Genomic DNA, 14,486 nt, shown 5'->3' on the forward strand with positions numbered 1-14,486 from the left:
TTGAGGCCGGCTGTAGCTTTTTGACAATCTGCGCGATTGCTTACTTTTTCTTGTAGCGGTTGTAGAATTTGTCAACCCGACCAGCGGTGTCAACAAACTTCTGCTTCCCGGTGAAGAAGGGGTGCGAGGCGCTGGAAATATCCAGCTTCACCAGCGGATAGGTCTCGCCGTCTTCCCACTTCAGGGTGTCGGTCGTTTGGGCAGTCGACTTGCCCAGGAAAGCATAATCGCACGACATGTCCTTGAACACTACGGTGCGATAGTTCGGGTGGATATCTTTTTTCATCGCGAGCGGACTTTCGACTTGCAGGGCTGCAAAGATACAAACCCTCCGCAACTTTCCAAATGCTTTGGCAACTGTTTGTGCTGAAAGTCGTTGCTGCGCCCCCTGTAACGTGGTTTTGGTATGTTTCCGACTTTTTGCCGCCGCCTATTGTCCCTCCCAGAACCCCCTGGCATGCTGCGTTCCATATGCACAGCCTCACCGCCTGTATGTGCAGGTGCACTTTGGCCTGTTTGGCTGTGGCATGCCGTAAAAGGCAGGAGGCATCTTCGCCGCAAAATGTTACCAAGAGGTAAAATGGGCTACTCCACCACGGTCAGCTTCACCATGTTGGTGCGGCCCTGGTCCTGAAGGGGCATGCTGGCGGTGTTGATCACCACGTCGCCGGTGGTGACATAGCCGTCTTCCTTCAGCAGGTGGATGACGTCCTTGATGGTTTCGTTGGTGCCCACGAAGCGGTCGTAGTAGAAGGCGCGCACGCCCCATACCAGCGACAGCGTGTTCAGAATGGCCTTGTTGTCAGTGAAGATGAAGATGTTGGCCTTGGGGCGGTGGCGGCTCAGCTGAAAGGCGGTGTAGCCGCTGCGGGTCATGCTCACGAGGGCGCGGGCATCCACGCCGTTGGCCATTTTCACGGCCGTGTAGCAGATGGCGTCGGAGAGGAAGGTGGGCGAACTGCGGTCGGGCTTGGTGCCGCGGCGGTAGACGGTTTCCTCCTGCTCGGCCTTGGTCAGGATCTTCTGCATGGTCTTGATGACCTCCACGGGGTACTTGCCCATCGAGGTTTCGCCGGATACCATCACGCAGTCGGCGCCATCAAGCACGGCGTTGGCCACGTCGGTGGCTTCGGCGCGGGTGGGCCGCATGTTCTCGATCATGCTCTCGAGCATCTGCGTGGCGACGATGACCGGCCGGCCGGCGTCGTTGCACTTGCGCACGATGCGCTTCTGCCAGAAGGGCACTTCCTCGGTCGGGATTTCCACGCCGAGGTCGCCACGGGCCACCATGATGCCGTCGGCGGCGGCGATGATTTCGTCGATGTTGCTCAGGGCCTCCGGCTTCTCGATTTTGGCGATGACCCGCGCCTGACTGCCTTTCTCGCGCAGCATTTCGCGCAGCATGCGCACGTCGTCGGCGCGGCGCACGAACGAGAGCGCCACCCATTCCACCTTGTTGCGGATGCCGAAGTCGAGGTCGGCCAGGTCCTTGTCGGTCATGCTGGGCAGCGACACGTTGCTGTAGGGCAGGTTCACGCCCTTGCGCCGGGCTATCTCTGTGCCTGCAATGACCTCCAGCTTCACGGTGTGGATGCCGTCGGTGTGCAGCACGCGCAGAATGTGCTTGCCGTCCTCAATGAGGACGAGGTCGCCGGGGCGCACGTCGCGGGCGAAGGTGTCCATCTGAATGGGGATGACACCGTCGGTCAGCTTGGAGATGCCGTTGGAGATGGTGATCTGGTCGCCGGGACTGATGGGGATGGGCGCGTCTAGGTCGCCGATACGCAGCTTGGGGCCCTGAAGGTCCAGCAGAATGGGGATAGAGACCTTCTCGTCCTCGTTGATGCCGCGGATGAGGTCGATGATGCGTTGGTGGTCTTCATGGGTGCCGTGCGAGGCGTTGAGGCGGCACACGTCCACGCCCGAGCGGATCATCTCGGTGAGGATGGGGCGGGTGGTACACGCCGGGCCCATCGTGGCAATCATCTTGGTCCGGTTGAATACGGGTTCAATCATGGTATCGGGAGGAGCAACTACCCCAAAATAGGAGATTGTTGCCACAGTCACGGTTAGAAAGGCATTAGCGTTCCGCACAGTCTGCGTTACGTGTGGCACACAGGTGGATAACACGTGCAACCCGGTACGGATTCCCGGCAACCTGCCACGGGGTGTTTGTGCATAGGCGCGCCAGCCCGCAGGTTTGCACCATGACAGCCACCCAAGCCAACAGCCCCCGTCTCATCCTGCAGCACGACTGCTTCCGGAAGCTCCAGTATGTGTCCGACCTCTTCGACACGGCAATGGGCCAGCTCCAGGCCGACCTCGTGGAGGGCACGCCCTCGGCCAAGGGGCTGCTGACCACCCTGGGCAAGCTCACCAGCCTGTACAGCACGCTGGTGCGCACCGCCGCCGCGCTGGAACCCAAAGCCCCACGCTCCAAAGCCCAGCCCGAGCCCGAAAAGACTGCCGCACCGACTGCCTCCCCCGCGACTGCCGCCGACAGCAAGCCAGCCCCGCCGCAGCAGGCGTCTGCCCCTGCTGCCAGTCCGGCTGCCGCTACGCAGGCTCCTAAGCCCGCACACGCCGCCGCCCCACCGGTGCCGTCTGTCCATCGCTCCAGCGCCACCCAGATGCCCAGCGCCCCCGGCATGCCCCTGCCAGGAAGGTGAGACTGAAAACGCTTCGCAGACCCACCACGTCATTTCGTGACATCAAATCACCGCCATCCGCCTACACGTCATTTCGTAGCGTAGCGGAGAAATCTACCTGTGGGCGGCGTAGAGCCGCCCGACAAAATGCCAGAGAGGCCTTCTGCGAAGGCCAAAAGTAGATTTCTCAGGAAGCCCGGAGGGCAACCTTCGAAATGACGTGCTGTATGAAATGGCTAAGAGCTAGCCCCGATTTTTCTTGCCTTCTGTCAAGTCTTGTTGTATCTTCCAGCATGACACGCACCCATCTGTCGTATATACTTGCTGGTACCCTCGTTGCGCTGGGTATTGGCACCGCGCTCTTGCAGCAGGTGACAGAGGGCAGTGTAGCCTTCGTGCTTACGGGCACGGCCATGCTGATACTGCTGACCCTTCGCAGCCAGGTGCAGCGCTGGCGCGGCCTACCCACAGACTGGGGCCTTACGCCCCGCAGGCTGCTGTGGGCGCTGCTGCCATCGGCTTATTTCTGGAACTGGGGCAGCCAACACATGCAGCTGGTGCAGTTTCAGTACCTGGGCGGTGTGCTGCTGGCAGGGTTTATCCTTGCCGTCGCCGAGCATTTCTTTCCAGCCCGTGAAAGGGTGTAAGACGCGTAAACAGCCCGCGCCATTTCGAAAGCTGGCACCTTCAACAGCACTCCACATGAAGCCCCTCCTGCTGATGCTTTCTTTCTGCCTGCTGGCGCTGCCGGGGTGGGGGCAAGCCTTACGACCGGGGCATTACAAATGGTGGCCGCGTGGAGGTATGGGCAGCGTCATTGAGCTGACCCTGAATCCAGACTACACCGGAAGCATGTCCTTCTTTGGATGTATGGCTGAAGAAGACAATTCTCCAATGACCTGGCAGATAGTAGCCGATTCGCTTGTGGTAACGCTGGTAACCCCTTGGTTGCCAGATCAAAAGCCCTACAAATACGAAGTTAGAGGCAGGAAGCTCTTTTACGGAGATGGCAGTGTCTTCAGATTCCGAAAGCTGGAAGAGCCCCCTCTTACCCCGGAAACAGCCCCGAGTGGGTCTTGAACAGCTTCACGGCGATGGCCAGCAGCACCACGCCGAAGGCTTTGCGCAGAATGTCCATCCCGCCCTTGCCCAGCTTGCGCTCCAGATAGGGCACCGACTTCAGCACCACGTACACAATCAGCAGGTTGATGAGGATGGCGATGATGATGTTGAGGATGCCGTAGGACGCCCGCAGCGACAGCAGCGTGGTGAGCGTACCCGACCCCGCGATGAGCGGAAACGCAATGGGCACGATGCTGCTGCTGCTGCCCGCCCCGGGTTCAGACTTGAAGATGTCGATGCCTAGAATCATTTCCATCGCGATGATGAAAATCACGATGGCGCCTGCTGTGGCAAAGCTGGCGAGGTCTATGCCAATGAGCGCAAGAATCTCCTGCCCCAGAAACAGAAAGCCGATCATCAGCACACCTGCCGCCACAGTGGCCTTGCCAGCCTCGATTTCGTCGAACTTGGCCCGCAGGTTGATGATGACGGGCAGCGCCCCCACGATGTCGATGATCGCGAAGAGGATGAGCGTGATGGAGAGGATGTCGCGGAAGGCGATGGTGAAGTCCATGCGGCGGAGGAGTTTTCGGAGGGAATGGCCCTAAAATAAGCAGCCCCGACTGCCAGTAGACAGCCAGGGCTGGTATTTTCCTTCGGTCAGGGTCAGATGATGCGATTTTCGATGCCGAAGCGCACCAGTTCGGCGCCGTTCTTGCAGCCGCTTTTTACCAGCATGCGTTTGCGGTGGCTCACGACAGTGTCGGGGGCAATGTGCAGCTGCTCGGCGATGAGGCGGCTGCTGAGGCCCGAAGCCATGTGCTTCAGTACCTCGCGTTCGCGGTTGGTAAACAGGCCCTGCTGCACGCGTGGCAGGCGTTCGACGGTCCAGTTGCCGCCGTTGTCATGAAACTCGGCGGTGCCGCGTACGGCCGTTTCGGCCAGGTACAGGCTGAGGTCGTCGTAGATGCCAACGGTGATTTCGGGGTTGCCAGCAGCATCCAGCGAGGCCACCACACACTGTTGCAGAATCCAGCGGTAGCCGTGCTGCGGGTGGCGGAAGCGGAACACCAGGGTGCTGCGGAAGCCCAGACGGCGGTAGCTGGTCAGGGCCGAGTAGATGTCGTACATGTCCTGCTGTATCTGCATCACGTGGGGCAGATCGTCGGGGTGCAGGTGGCTGTAGAGCAGGGGCAGCCCGCCCTGAATGATGACGTCGGCGGCGATGCCGAAGACACGCTGGCTGTTGGCCCCGAACTGCAACAGGCTTTGCGAGGGCAGGTGGGCAGAGAAGATGACGCCCGACACGTAGCGTGACAGGTCGGTGGTAACCAGGGGGTGTTGCACCGAGCTCAGCAACTGACCTATGGCCGCCGGGCTGATGGGCTGGTGCGGCTTGGTGGTGTAGTGCGGCGCAAACAAATCCGACACCTCTCTTGGGGCGGCGGCTGGGGTTCGGCGGGAGATTCGGCTCAGCATCAGGCACAATCTACCGCCACTTGGCCCCCTAAACGATTAACCCGAAAGGGGAGCCCCTATTTTACCCCAAAAGCGTGAGGCCGCCGTACCGCGTTTGCGGTGGGCGGCCTCGGGCCAGATGAGAATTATGACTGTAACTTACAGATAATCCGCTTACAACAAACCCTGCTCGATCGCATAGCGCACCAATTCCATCGAATTGTTGCAGCCCGTCTTGCCCAGAAGTCGCTTGCGGTGGTTGTTGACTGTGTTGGGCGAAATCTTCAGCGACTCGGCAATCTGCTTGCTGCTCATGCCATCCATCAGCATGCGGATGATTTCGCGCTCGCGTTTCGTCAGCAGCTTCGAGAACTGCTCGTCCGACGGCAGGCGGATCAGTTCGTAGGTGTCGCGGCCAGTAGGATAGTGGAACGTGCCGAAGGTGACGTTGTCGTGCTTGTAGGGCGTGATGTCGGTGTAAATGTTCATCACGTACACGATGCTGCCATTGAAGTCGATGTACACCGGCTGGCTCTGCTGCAGAATCCACAGGAGGTCGCCGTTGGCGTGGCGCATGCGGTGTACGAACGAAAACTTGAGATACTGCCGCATGCTTGGCGCCAGGCTGTAGGTCAGCTGGAAGGCTTCACGCTGCACCTGCATGGTGCGGTCGCGGTCGTCGGCGTCGATCCGTTCCGACCAGAACTTCAGCCCCTCGCGCATCAGTAGGTCGGCGGGGTAGCCAAGGAGATCAACCACATTGCGCGACAGATGGCAGATGCGCTTTTTACGCAGGTCGGTTACCGATACCACGAATGGCCCAGCCGGTATCCAGGTCTGGTTCAGCAGATGAAAAAGTTGCAATTCGCTGAAGTCGGGTACATTCGGCGCATACGGCACGCTGTCCCACAGCTGGAAAATATCATCCAGTGTGGCGCGGCGCGAGGGGGCACGTTTGGTCAGCATGACAGAAAGGGTTTGGGACGGGTGGACGACTGTTGTAAACAGCAGGTGGAGAATGGCGCTTGAAATCTAGTCACTTTGGCTACCCTAATTTCTACAAATGACAGTCCATAATTAGCTATTGGGGGGCTGTTGGCAGGAATGCATCCGTGAAATGCGACAAATGGGTGACCAAATTGTACCAGTATGCGGAGGCCTCCCCCATTTGCTGCGGCCCCCGCTTGCGGCCCGGTCTCATTTTAGGCGTAATTTTCCCGTGCCGATACTGGCTGTTACTCCCCCGCATGAAGCTCCCATTCCTCAGCCGCTCTACCCAGGAGGCCGTTGCCCCTGTCGATCCTTTGGCTACTGACCCGCCATTCGTGCCACTTGGCTACTTCCTTGATACATTTTCCCAAGCCGGGAAGCGTTTGTTCTGGGGATTGCTGGCACTGCTGCTGCTGGCCTTGGGCGGCGTCCTCTGGGCTCATTACAACCCCACCACCGCTGTCATGCGTGTGGAGGCCATAGCCGATGCCACTCCTGTGGAAGTAGCTGTGGGCACGGCCACCCACGATTGGCTTGAGGTGCCACAGCAGGCCGTGGCGCACAAGGCGTTTGTCAACTACGCCACCACGCCCATCGAGGTGAGCAGTTGGCTGGTATTGGCTATGCTGGTGCTGCTGGCTGCAGGCTGGGCGGCGGTGTTGGCGGCCAGTTCGCGTATGGCGGGCATAGTCGGCTTCCTGCCTTATCTCGCATTTGCGGCATGGCTTATGTTCAGCGCCGTGCCCGACCTTCTGCTGGGCGAGACACCTCTCCGCCTCGGCGCACTGGCCGTCATCATGGTGTTTCTGCTGCCGGCTTTTGCGTTCAAGCAGAAATATCTGGTATGGGGGCAGCCTGCACAGTGGGCTCTGTTTCTGCTGATGTTGCTGGGGCTTTTCGCTATTGTGTACCGCAAGGACGGGTTGGCGGGGCTGCACCAGGTGGCTACTTTTCCTGTACTGCTGATGGGCCTGCTTACGCTGGGCTTCCTGCTGGTGATAAGCCGCGAGCTTGTGAATGCCTTGGCGGCTCTGGCTTTCCTCCACCGCGACCCCAGCCGTCGTCAGCCTCTGTGGGTGTTCCTTATTATGGCGGTGCTGTTGCTCATTGGCGAAGGCTTTGTTTTGGCTCAGCAGCTGCACTGGCTGCCGCCTTCTGGCTGGCTGCAGCCAGCGCATTTCTTTGTGGCGGCAGCGGCTGTAGCCGTCTTTACCATGCAGAACGTCTACCGTTCGGTCTCGGCCACTTTCCAGACACATCTCAGCTTTGTACTGGCCCTCCTCGGACTCGCCCTCCTGGCCGCCGCTACCGTGTTCTACTATTACGCTTCGGCCGAGTATATGTTCCGGGCGCAGTTTCAGCGCAACCTTATGCTGTACTTCACCACGGTACATTTCCTGTACCTGCTGTACCTGCTGCTTCACTTCACGCCCTACATCCAGAAGCGCTTCAACATTTACTTTGGCCTTTCCAAGCCGCCACGCCCCAGCAACATCAGTCTCATCACGGTGTGGTTCCTGTCCCTGTTTCTCTTTCTCTTTCTTGAGGGCACTGGCGAAGGCTCCTATTCCCTGCGCCTGCTGCGGGTGGTACAGGAAAACCAACTGGCCGACAACGAACTCCTGCGCGACCGCCCCGTCAGCGCACTGGCCCGCTACAACCAGGCCCTGCTGACCTCGCGCCGCGACCCCAAGGCCAACTACAACGCCGCGGGCCTCATGCTGTCGCAGAACGCCTCTATCGTGGATTTGGCACCCTACTATCGCGAGGCCGAGGCCTTTGTGCCCTTCCCCGCCGCACGTATTACCCACGCCAATCTGCTGCGAGCCCGCAGCCAGCCCTTCATGGCCATGCAAACCCTGCAGGAAGGGCTGGAAGAGCGCCTCGACCCCCACGTCCTGGCCAACCTCGCCGCCCTGTACCGCTACTACGACAAGCCCGACAACGCCATCGGCGCTTTGAAGAAGGCCATTCTGCTGGCCCCCGACAACGCCGCCCTTTACGCCAATATGGCGATGGTGTATCACGAGAACAACCGCCCCGACTACGCCCGCGACCTCTATGCCGCTGCGCTGGACTTGGATCCGCAGGACCCCTGGGCGTTGGCCGGTGCCGCCTGGTACGAGCTGACAAGCCCATCCCCCCAAAGCCTGCTGCCGGAAGTACCACAGACCCTGCTGACCGACACCCTCAGCCCTACGTCTTTCCGCAACAACCTGGCGCTGCTGGCCCTGCGCCGCGGCGACTTCGCCCAGGCCAATGCCCTTGCCGCCTCGCTCAACACCGAGGAATATGAACTGCCCGAGGCCCTGATCATCCGCCTCATTGCCAAAGCCCGGCAGGACTCGTTCGACAACGCCGTCAGCCGTTACGCCTACCTGTCCGACAGCTACGGTGGGGCCTATAAGGCGCTTGCCGCCCACAATCTGGGCACCGCCTATCACGGTGCCGGAGTGCCGGAAGTAGCTGCCGACTACTTTGCCGTGGCTGGCGAGAATGGCCGCTGGCGCGACTCGGTGTACCTGGCCCAGATGGTGGCGCTGCAGGGTGCACACGAGCCCGCCGCCCGGCTTCTGAGCCAGCTGCGGGCCTATCACCCCGACTTCTACGCCGAAGGTGGCCGCGAGATGGCCATGCTGCTCCGTGCCAACGGCCAGAGCGAACTGGCCCAGCTCGACTGGGACTTCCGCGACGTAACCCTGCCGCAGTATTACCGCATCGCCGTCTACGCCAATCAGGTGAACCAGATGCCTACTGCCATAGAGATGCTGGGGCTGGTGGCCGGAATCGACAGCACCACCACCCAACCGTACATACTGGCAGGTGAAATGCTGATAGCCCGTGGCGAGTATACCGAGGCCTACAACAACCTCACCGAAGGGCAAAAGCGCAAACCCGCCGATGCCGAGGTGCAGGCCCTGCGCGCGCTGGCGCTGCTGAAGCAGAACAAGACCACCGAGGCCGCCCAGCTGCTGGATCCGCTCCTGGCCGGTGCCGCCGCACAGAACACCACCGTGCGCCGTGTGCAGGCCGAGCGTCTGGCCCTCACAGGCAAGATGGACGCCGCCATTGAGACGCTGACCGAGCTGCACACCCGCCAGATCCTCCACACTGACATCACCCTTCGGCTGGGCCAGTTGCTGTTGCAGAAAAAGGACTTCACTGCGGTGGTCAGGCTGGCCGCCGAGGTTATGGCCCTCAACCGCCGCAACAGCCAACTGTGGGCCATGTATGCCCGCGCCGAGCAGCAGCTGGAGAACGTGACCGCCGCAGGCTATGCCGCCCGCGAGGCCCGCAAATACGCCCTCACGCCCGCCGCCCAGAAGGCCATCGAGCAGGAGTTTGCCGCCGTGCTGCCCTACGGCTCCGACTACAGCCCCACCTTCTAGGGGGGCTGTAGGGGCAAGGCTGCAATTGGCCTTTCCGTACGTAATTTCGAGCGCTGCGAAGAAATCTACTTCGCAGCGTCACTCGTAAAAGACACGTCATTTCGAAGGTTGTCCCATTGGGGCTTCCGAAAAAATCTACCTGTAGGCGGCGTTGAGCCGCCTTCTTTGTTGCAGAGTAATGGGCTGCTCCACACAGCCCACAAGTAGATTTCTCACTCACTTCGCGCGTTCGAAATGACGCAGGCTGAGGGGGACTGGCTGGGGAAGATGGATGCCGAGGATATGGAGAAGATTGACGCGGCGCTGAAGCTGGTGCTGCGCATTCGGTAGCCCCCCCCATATCCTGTAAACGCAAACAGCCCCTGTGCGGAGGCTGTGCGTGGTAGTAGCAATAGGGTTGTGCTGGCTCAGCAGCCGAACTGGCGCAGGTGGTGGTTGGTGTGGATGAAGACCTGGCGGCCCCAGTCCTTGGGCGTGAACTTCCCAAAAATGGGATGCCAGTCAGACAGCTGGGTTTTGTCCATGCGACCAAACACCTCCATCATCTCGATCAGCGCCTGCTGGTCGGCGGCAAAGTCGGCAGGCTTGGAGGCCTGGCCTGTGCCGCGCACCTGGTCTATTTCGGGCGCGGTTTTCACTTTTCCTTTGCTGATGGGCACCACATACAGGCCCAGCCACCGGAAAAACGCCGTGCGAAAAAGGGCCGGATAACCAGGGGCGCTGACCTTGCGCTGGCCCAGCAGCACTTCCAGCGAATCGCGCAGGTGCAGCAGCATCTGGTGGCTGTTCATTACACCCCACAGGGCGGGGCTGTCGGGTTTAACACTGGCAATGCGGGTACAGAGCTGCTTCAGTACGGCAGGATCAAGAGCATTGTGAGCCATGGGGATACGTGTGGTTGAGTGGTGCTGCAAAGGAACGGCGTGCGACAACTGCCGCCAACCCTGTTCGGTCTTTTTAACCGTTTTATTCTGCGGTCAGCGGGGAGGGTACGGCTGTTCGGCTCAAGTGTGCGACAGGAGGCTTGAAGCTGGCTGATGTTAACATAAACCGTGCGATTGCGCCGCCCAAGTGTGTTACTGAGGGGAGCGGATACTGATGAAAGTCATGTTTTCGCATGGGCTGCGGCAGGGTCGGGCAGGGTGGGGGCCTCTAGCTTTGCCACTGTACCCGAAAGTCTCACAACGCCATGTCGGTTCTCTTCTTTCTCATCGGATGCAGCCTGCTGGTAGCAGTGGCATTTCTGTGGCTGTTTGGCTGGGCGGTGCGCAGTGGCCAGTACGACGATACCGTCACGCCGGCTTACCGTGCCCTCTTCGACGCCCCAGCACCCGCTGAGCCCCATGAACCTCCGCACCCTGATACTGGCGGCCAGACTCCCACCTGATATTCCCACAACGCCTGGGCGATATACCAATCTCTCGCTGTCTTTCTCACGCCCAGGCTTTCTTCCTCACCCCCCCCTTGTCTCCTGGAACTCCCACCCCTGTTCAACATATGCAAACTGCCTCCGTCCCCGCCTCCGACCTGCCTGGCAGCTCGGGGCACACCGCCGCCCGCGGCCCGCTGGAGCATTTCGCCTACGACAACGCTATCGTGCGCAACTTCCTCGTTGCCTCGGTGGTGTTCGGCGTAATCGGGATGCTGGTGGGGCTGCTGATAGCGGTGCAGCTGTATGCCCCCGCCGCCAACTTTGGTATCCCCTACACCTCGTTCGGCCGCATTCGCCCGCTGCACACCAACGCCATCATCTTCGCGTTTGTGGGCAATGCCATTTTCGCCGGGGTGTACTACTCGCTTCAGCGCCTGCTGAAGGCCCGCATGTTCTCTGACCTCCTCAGTAAAATCCACTTCTGGGGGTGGCAGCTTATCATATTGGCGGCGGCCATTACGCTGCCCCTGGGTATCAGCACCAGCCACGAATACGCCGAGCTCGAGTGGCCCATCGACATCGCCATTGCGCTCATCTGGGTGGTGTTTGGCATCAACATGATCGGTACCATCGTAAAGCGGCGGGTGTCGCACATGTATGTGGCCGTGTGGTTCTACATCGCCACATTCGTGACGGTGGCGGTGCTGCACATCGTCAACAGCTTTGAGCTGCCCATCGGCTTCACAAAAAGCTATTATGTATATGCCGGGGTGCAGGACGCCCTTGTACAGTGGTGGTATGGCCACAATGCCGTGGCGTTCTTCCTCACTACGCCGTTCCTGGGCCTGATGTATTACTTCCTGCCCAAGGCCGCACAGCGCCCGGTGTACAGCTACCGGCTCTCGATTGTCCACTTCTGGTCGCTGATTTTCCTCTACATCTGGGCAGGCCCACACCACCTGCTGTATACCTCGCTGCCCGGCTGGGCACAGGCGCTGGGCGTGGTGTTCTCGGTGATGCTGATTGCCCCAAGCTGGGGTGGCATGCTCAACGGCCTGCTTACGCTCCGTGGCGCGTGGGACCGTGTACGTGACGACGCTGTGCTCAAGTTCATGGTGGTGGCAGTTACCTGCTATGGCATGGCCACCTTCGAAGGGCCGATGCTGTCACTGAAGAACGTCAACGCCATAGCCCACTACACCGACTGGATTCCGGCCCACGTACACGTAGGTACCCTCGGCTGGAATGGCTTCATGATTTTCGCGATGCTGTACTGGATGCTGCCTCGCATGTACAAAACCCAGCTGTTCAGCACCAAGCTGGCCAACTGGCACTTCTGGCTCGGCACGCTGGGCATTGTACTCTACGTAGTACCGATGTACTGGAGCGGCTTCACCCAGGGCCTGATGTGGAAGGAATTCCGGGAGGACGGCCTGCTGAAGTACGACTTCCTGGCTACGACACTTCAGATTCTGCCCATGCACGTGGTGCGCAGCATCGGTGCCAGTATCTACATCGTAGGCTTCTTCATCATGATCTACAACCTGTGGAAGACCGCAGCACAGGGTCAGCTGGTAGCCAACGAGGCCGATTCGCACCCCGCACTGCCCCAGAGCCTGGAAGGTACCGACGGCAAATACGCCTGGCACCGCATTCTGGAGCGCAAGCCCCTGCTGTTTACTGCCCTCAGTACCGTAGCCATCCTCATCGGCGGTATCGTGGAAATGATGCCTACGTTCCTCATCAAGAGCAACGTGCCGAGCATCGCCAGCGTAAAGCCCTATACGCCGCTGGAACTGGAAGGCCGCGATCTCTACATCCGCGAGGGCTGCAACGCCTGCCACAGCCAGATGGTACGCCCCTTCCGCTCGGAACAGGTGCGCTACGGCGAGTTCTCCAAAGGCGGTGAGTTTGTGTACGACCACCCCTTCCTGTGGGGCAGCAAGCGCACCGGGCCCGACCTGCACCGAGTGGGTGGCCGCTACAACGATGCCTGGCACTTTGGCCACATGCTGAAGCCTGACTCCATCTCCAAGGGCAGCATCATGCCGCCATATCCCTGGCTGCATGACAACGCCCTGGACCTGAGCCTGACCCAGAGCAAGGTGCGCGCCATGAAGCAACTGGGGGTGCCCTACACCGATGCCGACATCGAAGGGGCTGTAGCCAGCGCCCAGGCACAGGCCCAGCAGATTCAGGCAAACCTCAAGGGTACCGGTGTGGAAACCCCCGCTGACCGCGAGATCATCGCCATGATTGCCTATCTCCAGCGCCTGGGCACCGACATCAAGGTGAAGCCCGGCGTGGCAGCCCAGGCAGCAACCGCCACCGCGCACTAACCCCGTTCCTTTTCTTCCACGCAATCCCTGACCCTTATGCGCCAGTTTCTGGAAAACGCCACAGGGCTGAGTATCTACCCCCTGTTCTCGTTCGTCCTTTTCGGCTGCTTCTTTCTGGCAGTGCTGCTTTGGATGGCGCTGGAACGGAAGCGCTACTTCGAGGAAATGGCTGTCATGCCCCTCGACGAACCCCGCCCCGACGCCGTGACTCCCACCTCTGATACCCCCGCCAACCGATGAAACCGCTAAGACTGCTGACTATGCTGGCCGTGCTGGCCAGCGCCCCGGGCCTGGCTCTGGCCCAGCAGGCGGCGGCTGCCCCCGCTGCCGACGAATCCCTGTCGCCCCGCTTTTTCGTCATCGCGCTGGGAGTGATGGTGGGCATACTGGCCCTCTTGGTGCTGGTGCTGCTCTCTGTAGTGGCCGTGCTGGTAGACTTTTATACCAAAGAGAAGACGGGCTATTCTCCACTGGGGGCAGCTGGTGAGGCTCTCTCTGGCTGGCTGCCCGACCTCTCGTGGGACCGCATGGTGGCCCTGAAGCCCGCACAGGGCAAAGAGGCCTCTTTTGACCAGGATCTCGGCCACGACTACGACGGCATCACCGAGCTCGACAACGGCGCTCCGCCACTGTTCAACTACATCTTTTACGGCACCATTGCCTTTTCCATTGTCTATCTGGTAGGCTTTGCCGTGCTGGACTGGAAACACCTGGACCAGGATTGGGAGCTGGCCGAAGAAGAGCGCGTAGCTGCCGTACAAGCCGCCGAGTATGCCAAAACTGCCGCCAACGCCGTAGATGAGAACAACATCGTAGCCCTGACCGCGGCCAATGACCTGACGGCCGGTCAGGCTCTGTATACTGAACGTTGTGCAGCCTGCCACGGCCCCGAAGGCCAGGGCGGTATCGGCCCCAACCTCACCGACGAATACTGGATACACGGCGGCGGCATACAGAACGTGTTCCGCACCGTGAAGTACGGCGTGCCCGACAAAGGCATGATTGCCTGGAACACCCAGCTGTCGCCCGCACAGATGGCCCAGGTGTCCAGCTTCATCCTGACGCTGGAAGGCACCAAGCCTGCCAACCCCAAGCCCCCGCAGGGCGAGGTGTGGAAGGCTGCCACCGACAGCACCGCCGCTACGGCACACCCCGCTGGCCACAACCATCCGGGCATGCCAACCGACAGCACCACAACCGCGGGTAACTGATAACCATCAACTACCCT

The 14,486-nt window shown here is 60.4% G+C and carries 14 protein-coding genes; 8 read left to right on the forward strand and 6 right to left on the reverse strand.

The annotated features are described in order from the left end of the window. Positions 1-40: 40 nt before the first annotated feature. Together AC2D8O_RS06545 and pyk are read right to left on the reverse strand one after the other, a co-directional pair. A complete protein-coding gene (locus AC2D8O_RS06545; RefSeq protein WP_484677995.1) occupies positions 41-286 on the reverse strand; it encodes a type B 50S ribosomal protein L31 in 246 nt (81 codons plus the stop codon). A 299-nt stretch (positions 287-585) separates the two neighbouring features. Further along, complete coding sequence (pyk, locus tag AC2D8O_RS06550; RefSeq protein WP_484677996.1) at positions 586-2,016, reverse strand: pyruvate kinase; 1,431 nt, start codon at positions 2,014-2,016, stop codon at positions 586-588. Positions 2,017-2,207: 191 nt separating this feature from the next. Here pyk and AC2D8O_RS06555 point away from each other — a divergent pair, with 191 nt between their 5' ends. The 3 genes from AC2D8O_RS06555 (at position 2,208) to AC2D8O_RS06565 (ending at position 3,728) form a co-directional block, all read left to right on the forward strand. Further along, positions 2,208-2,669, forward strand: a complete 462-nt coding sequence (locus tag AC2D8O_RS06555; protein ID WP_484677997.1) for a hypothetical protein — start codon at positions 2,208-2,210, stop codon at positions 2,667-2,669. A 272-nt stretch (positions 2,670-2,941) separates the two neighbouring features. Further along, on the forward strand, positions 2,942-3,295 hold the full coding sequence (locus AC2D8O_RS06560) for a hypothetical protein (protein WP_484677998.1): 354 nt from the start codon (positions 2,942-2,944) through the stop codon (positions 3,293-3,295). Positions 3,296-3,350: 55 nt separating this feature from the next. Next, positions 3,351-3,728 carry a hypothetical protein gene (locus AC2D8O_RS06565; protein WP_484677999.1) on the forward strand — a complete coding sequence of 126 codons (378 nt, stop codon included), beginning with the start codon at positions 3,351-3,353 and terminating at the stop codon, positions 3,726-3,728. On the opposite strand, the gene AC2D8O_RS06570 is transcribed toward AC2D8O_RS06565, so the two are convergent. The 3 genes from AC2D8O_RS06570 to AC2D8O_RS06580 all read right to left on the reverse strand — a co-directional run bounded on the left by AC2D8O_RS06570 (position 3,697) and on the right by AC2D8O_RS06580 (position 6,134). Next, positions 3,697-4,284 (reverse strand): MarC family protein, encoded by a 588-nt coding sequence (locus tag AC2D8O_RS06570; protein WP_484678000.1) that lies wholly within the window; start codon positions 4,282-4,284, stop codon positions 3,697-3,699. The two genes, AC2D8O_RS06565 and AC2D8O_RS06570, sit on opposite strands and share 32 nt — an antisense overlap. Positions 4,285-4,376: 92 nt before the next feature. Next, entirely contained in the window at positions 4,377-5,189 is an 813-nt protein-coding gene (locus tag AC2D8O_RS06575) for a helix-turn-helix transcriptional regulator (RefSeq protein WP_484678001.1), read from the reverse strand. A gap of 153 nt (positions 5,190-5,342) precedes the next feature. After that, on the reverse strand, positions 5,343-6,134 hold the full coding sequence (locus tag AC2D8O_RS06580; protein WP_484678002.1) for a LuxR C-terminal-related transcriptional regulator: 792 nt from the start codon (positions 6,132-6,134) through the stop codon (positions 5,343-5,345). A gap of 281 nt (positions 6,135-6,415) precedes the next feature. Here AC2D8O_RS06580 and AC2D8O_RS06585 point away from each other — a divergent pair, with 281 nt between their 5' ends. Continuing rightward, the gene (locus AC2D8O_RS06585; RefSeq protein ID WP_484678003.1) at positions 6,416-9,547 is read left to right on the forward strand and encodes a tetratricopeptide repeat protein; all 3,132 of its coding nucleotides are present in this window, start codon (positions 6,416-6,418) and stop codon (positions 9,545-9,547) included. Between the two features lie 407 nt (positions 9,548-9,954). Here AC2D8O_RS06585 and AC2D8O_RS06590 read toward each other — a convergent pair whose 3' ends face one another. Then, positions 9,955-10,431 (reverse strand): DUF1569 domain-containing protein, encoded by a 477-nt coding sequence (locus tag AC2D8O_RS06590; protein ID WP_484678004.1) that lies wholly within the window; start codon positions 10,429-10,431, stop codon positions 9,955-9,957. Between the two features lie 305 nt (positions 10,432-10,736). On the opposite strand from AC2D8O_RS06590, the gene ccoS reads away from it, so the two are divergent. The 4 genes from ccoS to AC2D8O_RS06610 all read left to right on the forward strand — a co-directional run bounded on the left by ccoS (position 10,737) and on the right by AC2D8O_RS06610 (position 14,469). Beyond that, the gene (gene ccoS / locus AC2D8O_RS06595) at positions 10,737-10,934 is read left to right on the forward strand and encodes a cbb3-type cytochrome oxidase assembly protein CcoS (RefSeq protein ID WP_484678005.1); all 198 of its coding nucleotides are present in this window, start codon (positions 10,737-10,739) and stop codon (positions 10,932-10,934) included. A gap of 110 nt (positions 10,935-11,044) precedes the next feature. Continuing rightward, positions 11,045-13,258, forward strand: coding sequence for a cytochrome-c oxidase, cbb3-type subunit I (gene ccoN, locus AC2D8O_RS06600; RefSeq protein ID WP_484678006.1), 2,214 nt, complete (start codon positions 11,045-11,047; stop codon positions 13,256-13,258). A gap of 36 nt (positions 13,259-13,294) precedes the next feature. Further along, entirely contained in the window at positions 13,295-13,498 is a 204-nt protein-coding gene (locus tag AC2D8O_RS06605; protein WP_484678007.1) for a hypothetical protein, read from the forward strand. Beyond that, positions 13,495-14,469: a c-type cytochrome gene (locus AC2D8O_RS06610; protein ID WP_484678008.1), complete on the forward strand. Its 975-nt coding sequence runs from the start codon at positions 13,495-13,497 to the stop codon at positions 14,467-14,469. Before AC2D8O_RS06605 ends, AC2D8O_RS06610 begins: the two co-directional genes overlap by 4 nt. The last annotated feature ends 17 nt before the right edge of the window (positions 14,470-14,486 follow it).

This window comes from Pontibacter sp. T17 (assembly GCF_057219875.1).

What these genes read in the sequence shown, in the direction of transcription:
- AC2D8O_RS06545 (WP_484677995.1), bottom strand. Translation starts at nt 286, where the DNA reads ATGAAAAAAGATATCCACCCGAACTATCGCACCGTAGTGTTCAAGGAC.
- pyk (WP_484677996.1), bottom strand. Translation starts at nt 2,016, where the DNA reads ATGATTGAACCCGTATTCAACCGGACCAAGATGATTGCCACGATGGGC.
- AC2D8O_RS06555 (WP_484677997.1), top strand. Translation starts at nt 2,208, where the DNA reads ATGACAGCCACCCAAGCCAACAGCCCCCGTCTCATCCTGCAGCACGAC.
- AC2D8O_RS06560 (WP_484677998.1), top strand. Translation starts at nt 2,942, where the DNA reads ATGACACGCACCCATCTGTCGTATATACTTGCTGGTACCCTCGTTGCG.
- AC2D8O_RS06565 (WP_484677999.1), top strand. Translation starts at nt 3,351, where the DNA reads ATGAAGCCCCTCCTGCTGATGCTTTCTTTCTGCCTGCTGGCGCTGCCG.
- AC2D8O_RS06570 (WP_484678000.1), bottom strand. Translation starts at nt 4,284, where the DNA reads ATGGACTTCACCATCGCCTTCCGCGACATCCTCTCCATCACGCTCATC.
- AC2D8O_RS06575 (WP_484678001.1), bottom strand. Translation starts at nt 5,189, where the DNA reads ATGCTGAGCCGAATCTCCCGCCGAACCCCAGCCGCCGCCCCAAGAGAG.
- AC2D8O_RS06580 (WP_484678002.1), bottom strand. Translation starts at nt 6,134, where the DNA reads ATGCTGACCAAACGTGCCCCCTCGCGCCGCGCCACACTGGATGATATT.
- AC2D8O_RS06585 (WP_484678003.1), top strand. Translation starts at nt 6,416, where the DNA reads ATGAAGCTCCCATTCCTCAGCCGCTCTACCCAGGAGGCCGTTGCCCCT.
- AC2D8O_RS06590 (WP_484678004.1), bottom strand. Translation starts at nt 10,431, where the DNA reads ATGGCTCACAATGCTCTTGATCCTGCCGTACTGAAGCAGCTCTGTACC.
- ccoS (WP_484678005.1), top strand. Translation starts at nt 10,737, where the DNA reads ATGTCGGTTCTCTTCTTTCTCATCGGATGCAGCCTGCTGGTAGCAGTG.
- ccoN (WP_484678006.1), top strand. Translation starts at nt 11,045, where the DNA reads ATGCAAACTGCCTCCGTCCCCGCCTCCGACCTGCCTGGCAGCTCGGGG.
- AC2D8O_RS06605 (WP_484678007.1), top strand. Translation starts at nt 13,295, where the DNA reads ATGCGCCAGTTTCTGGAAAACGCCACAGGGCTGAGTATCTACCCCCTG.
- AC2D8O_RS06610 (WP_484678008.1), top strand. Translation starts at nt 13,495, where the DNA reads ATGAAACCGCTAAGACTGCTGACTATGCTGGCCGTGCTGGCCAGCGCC.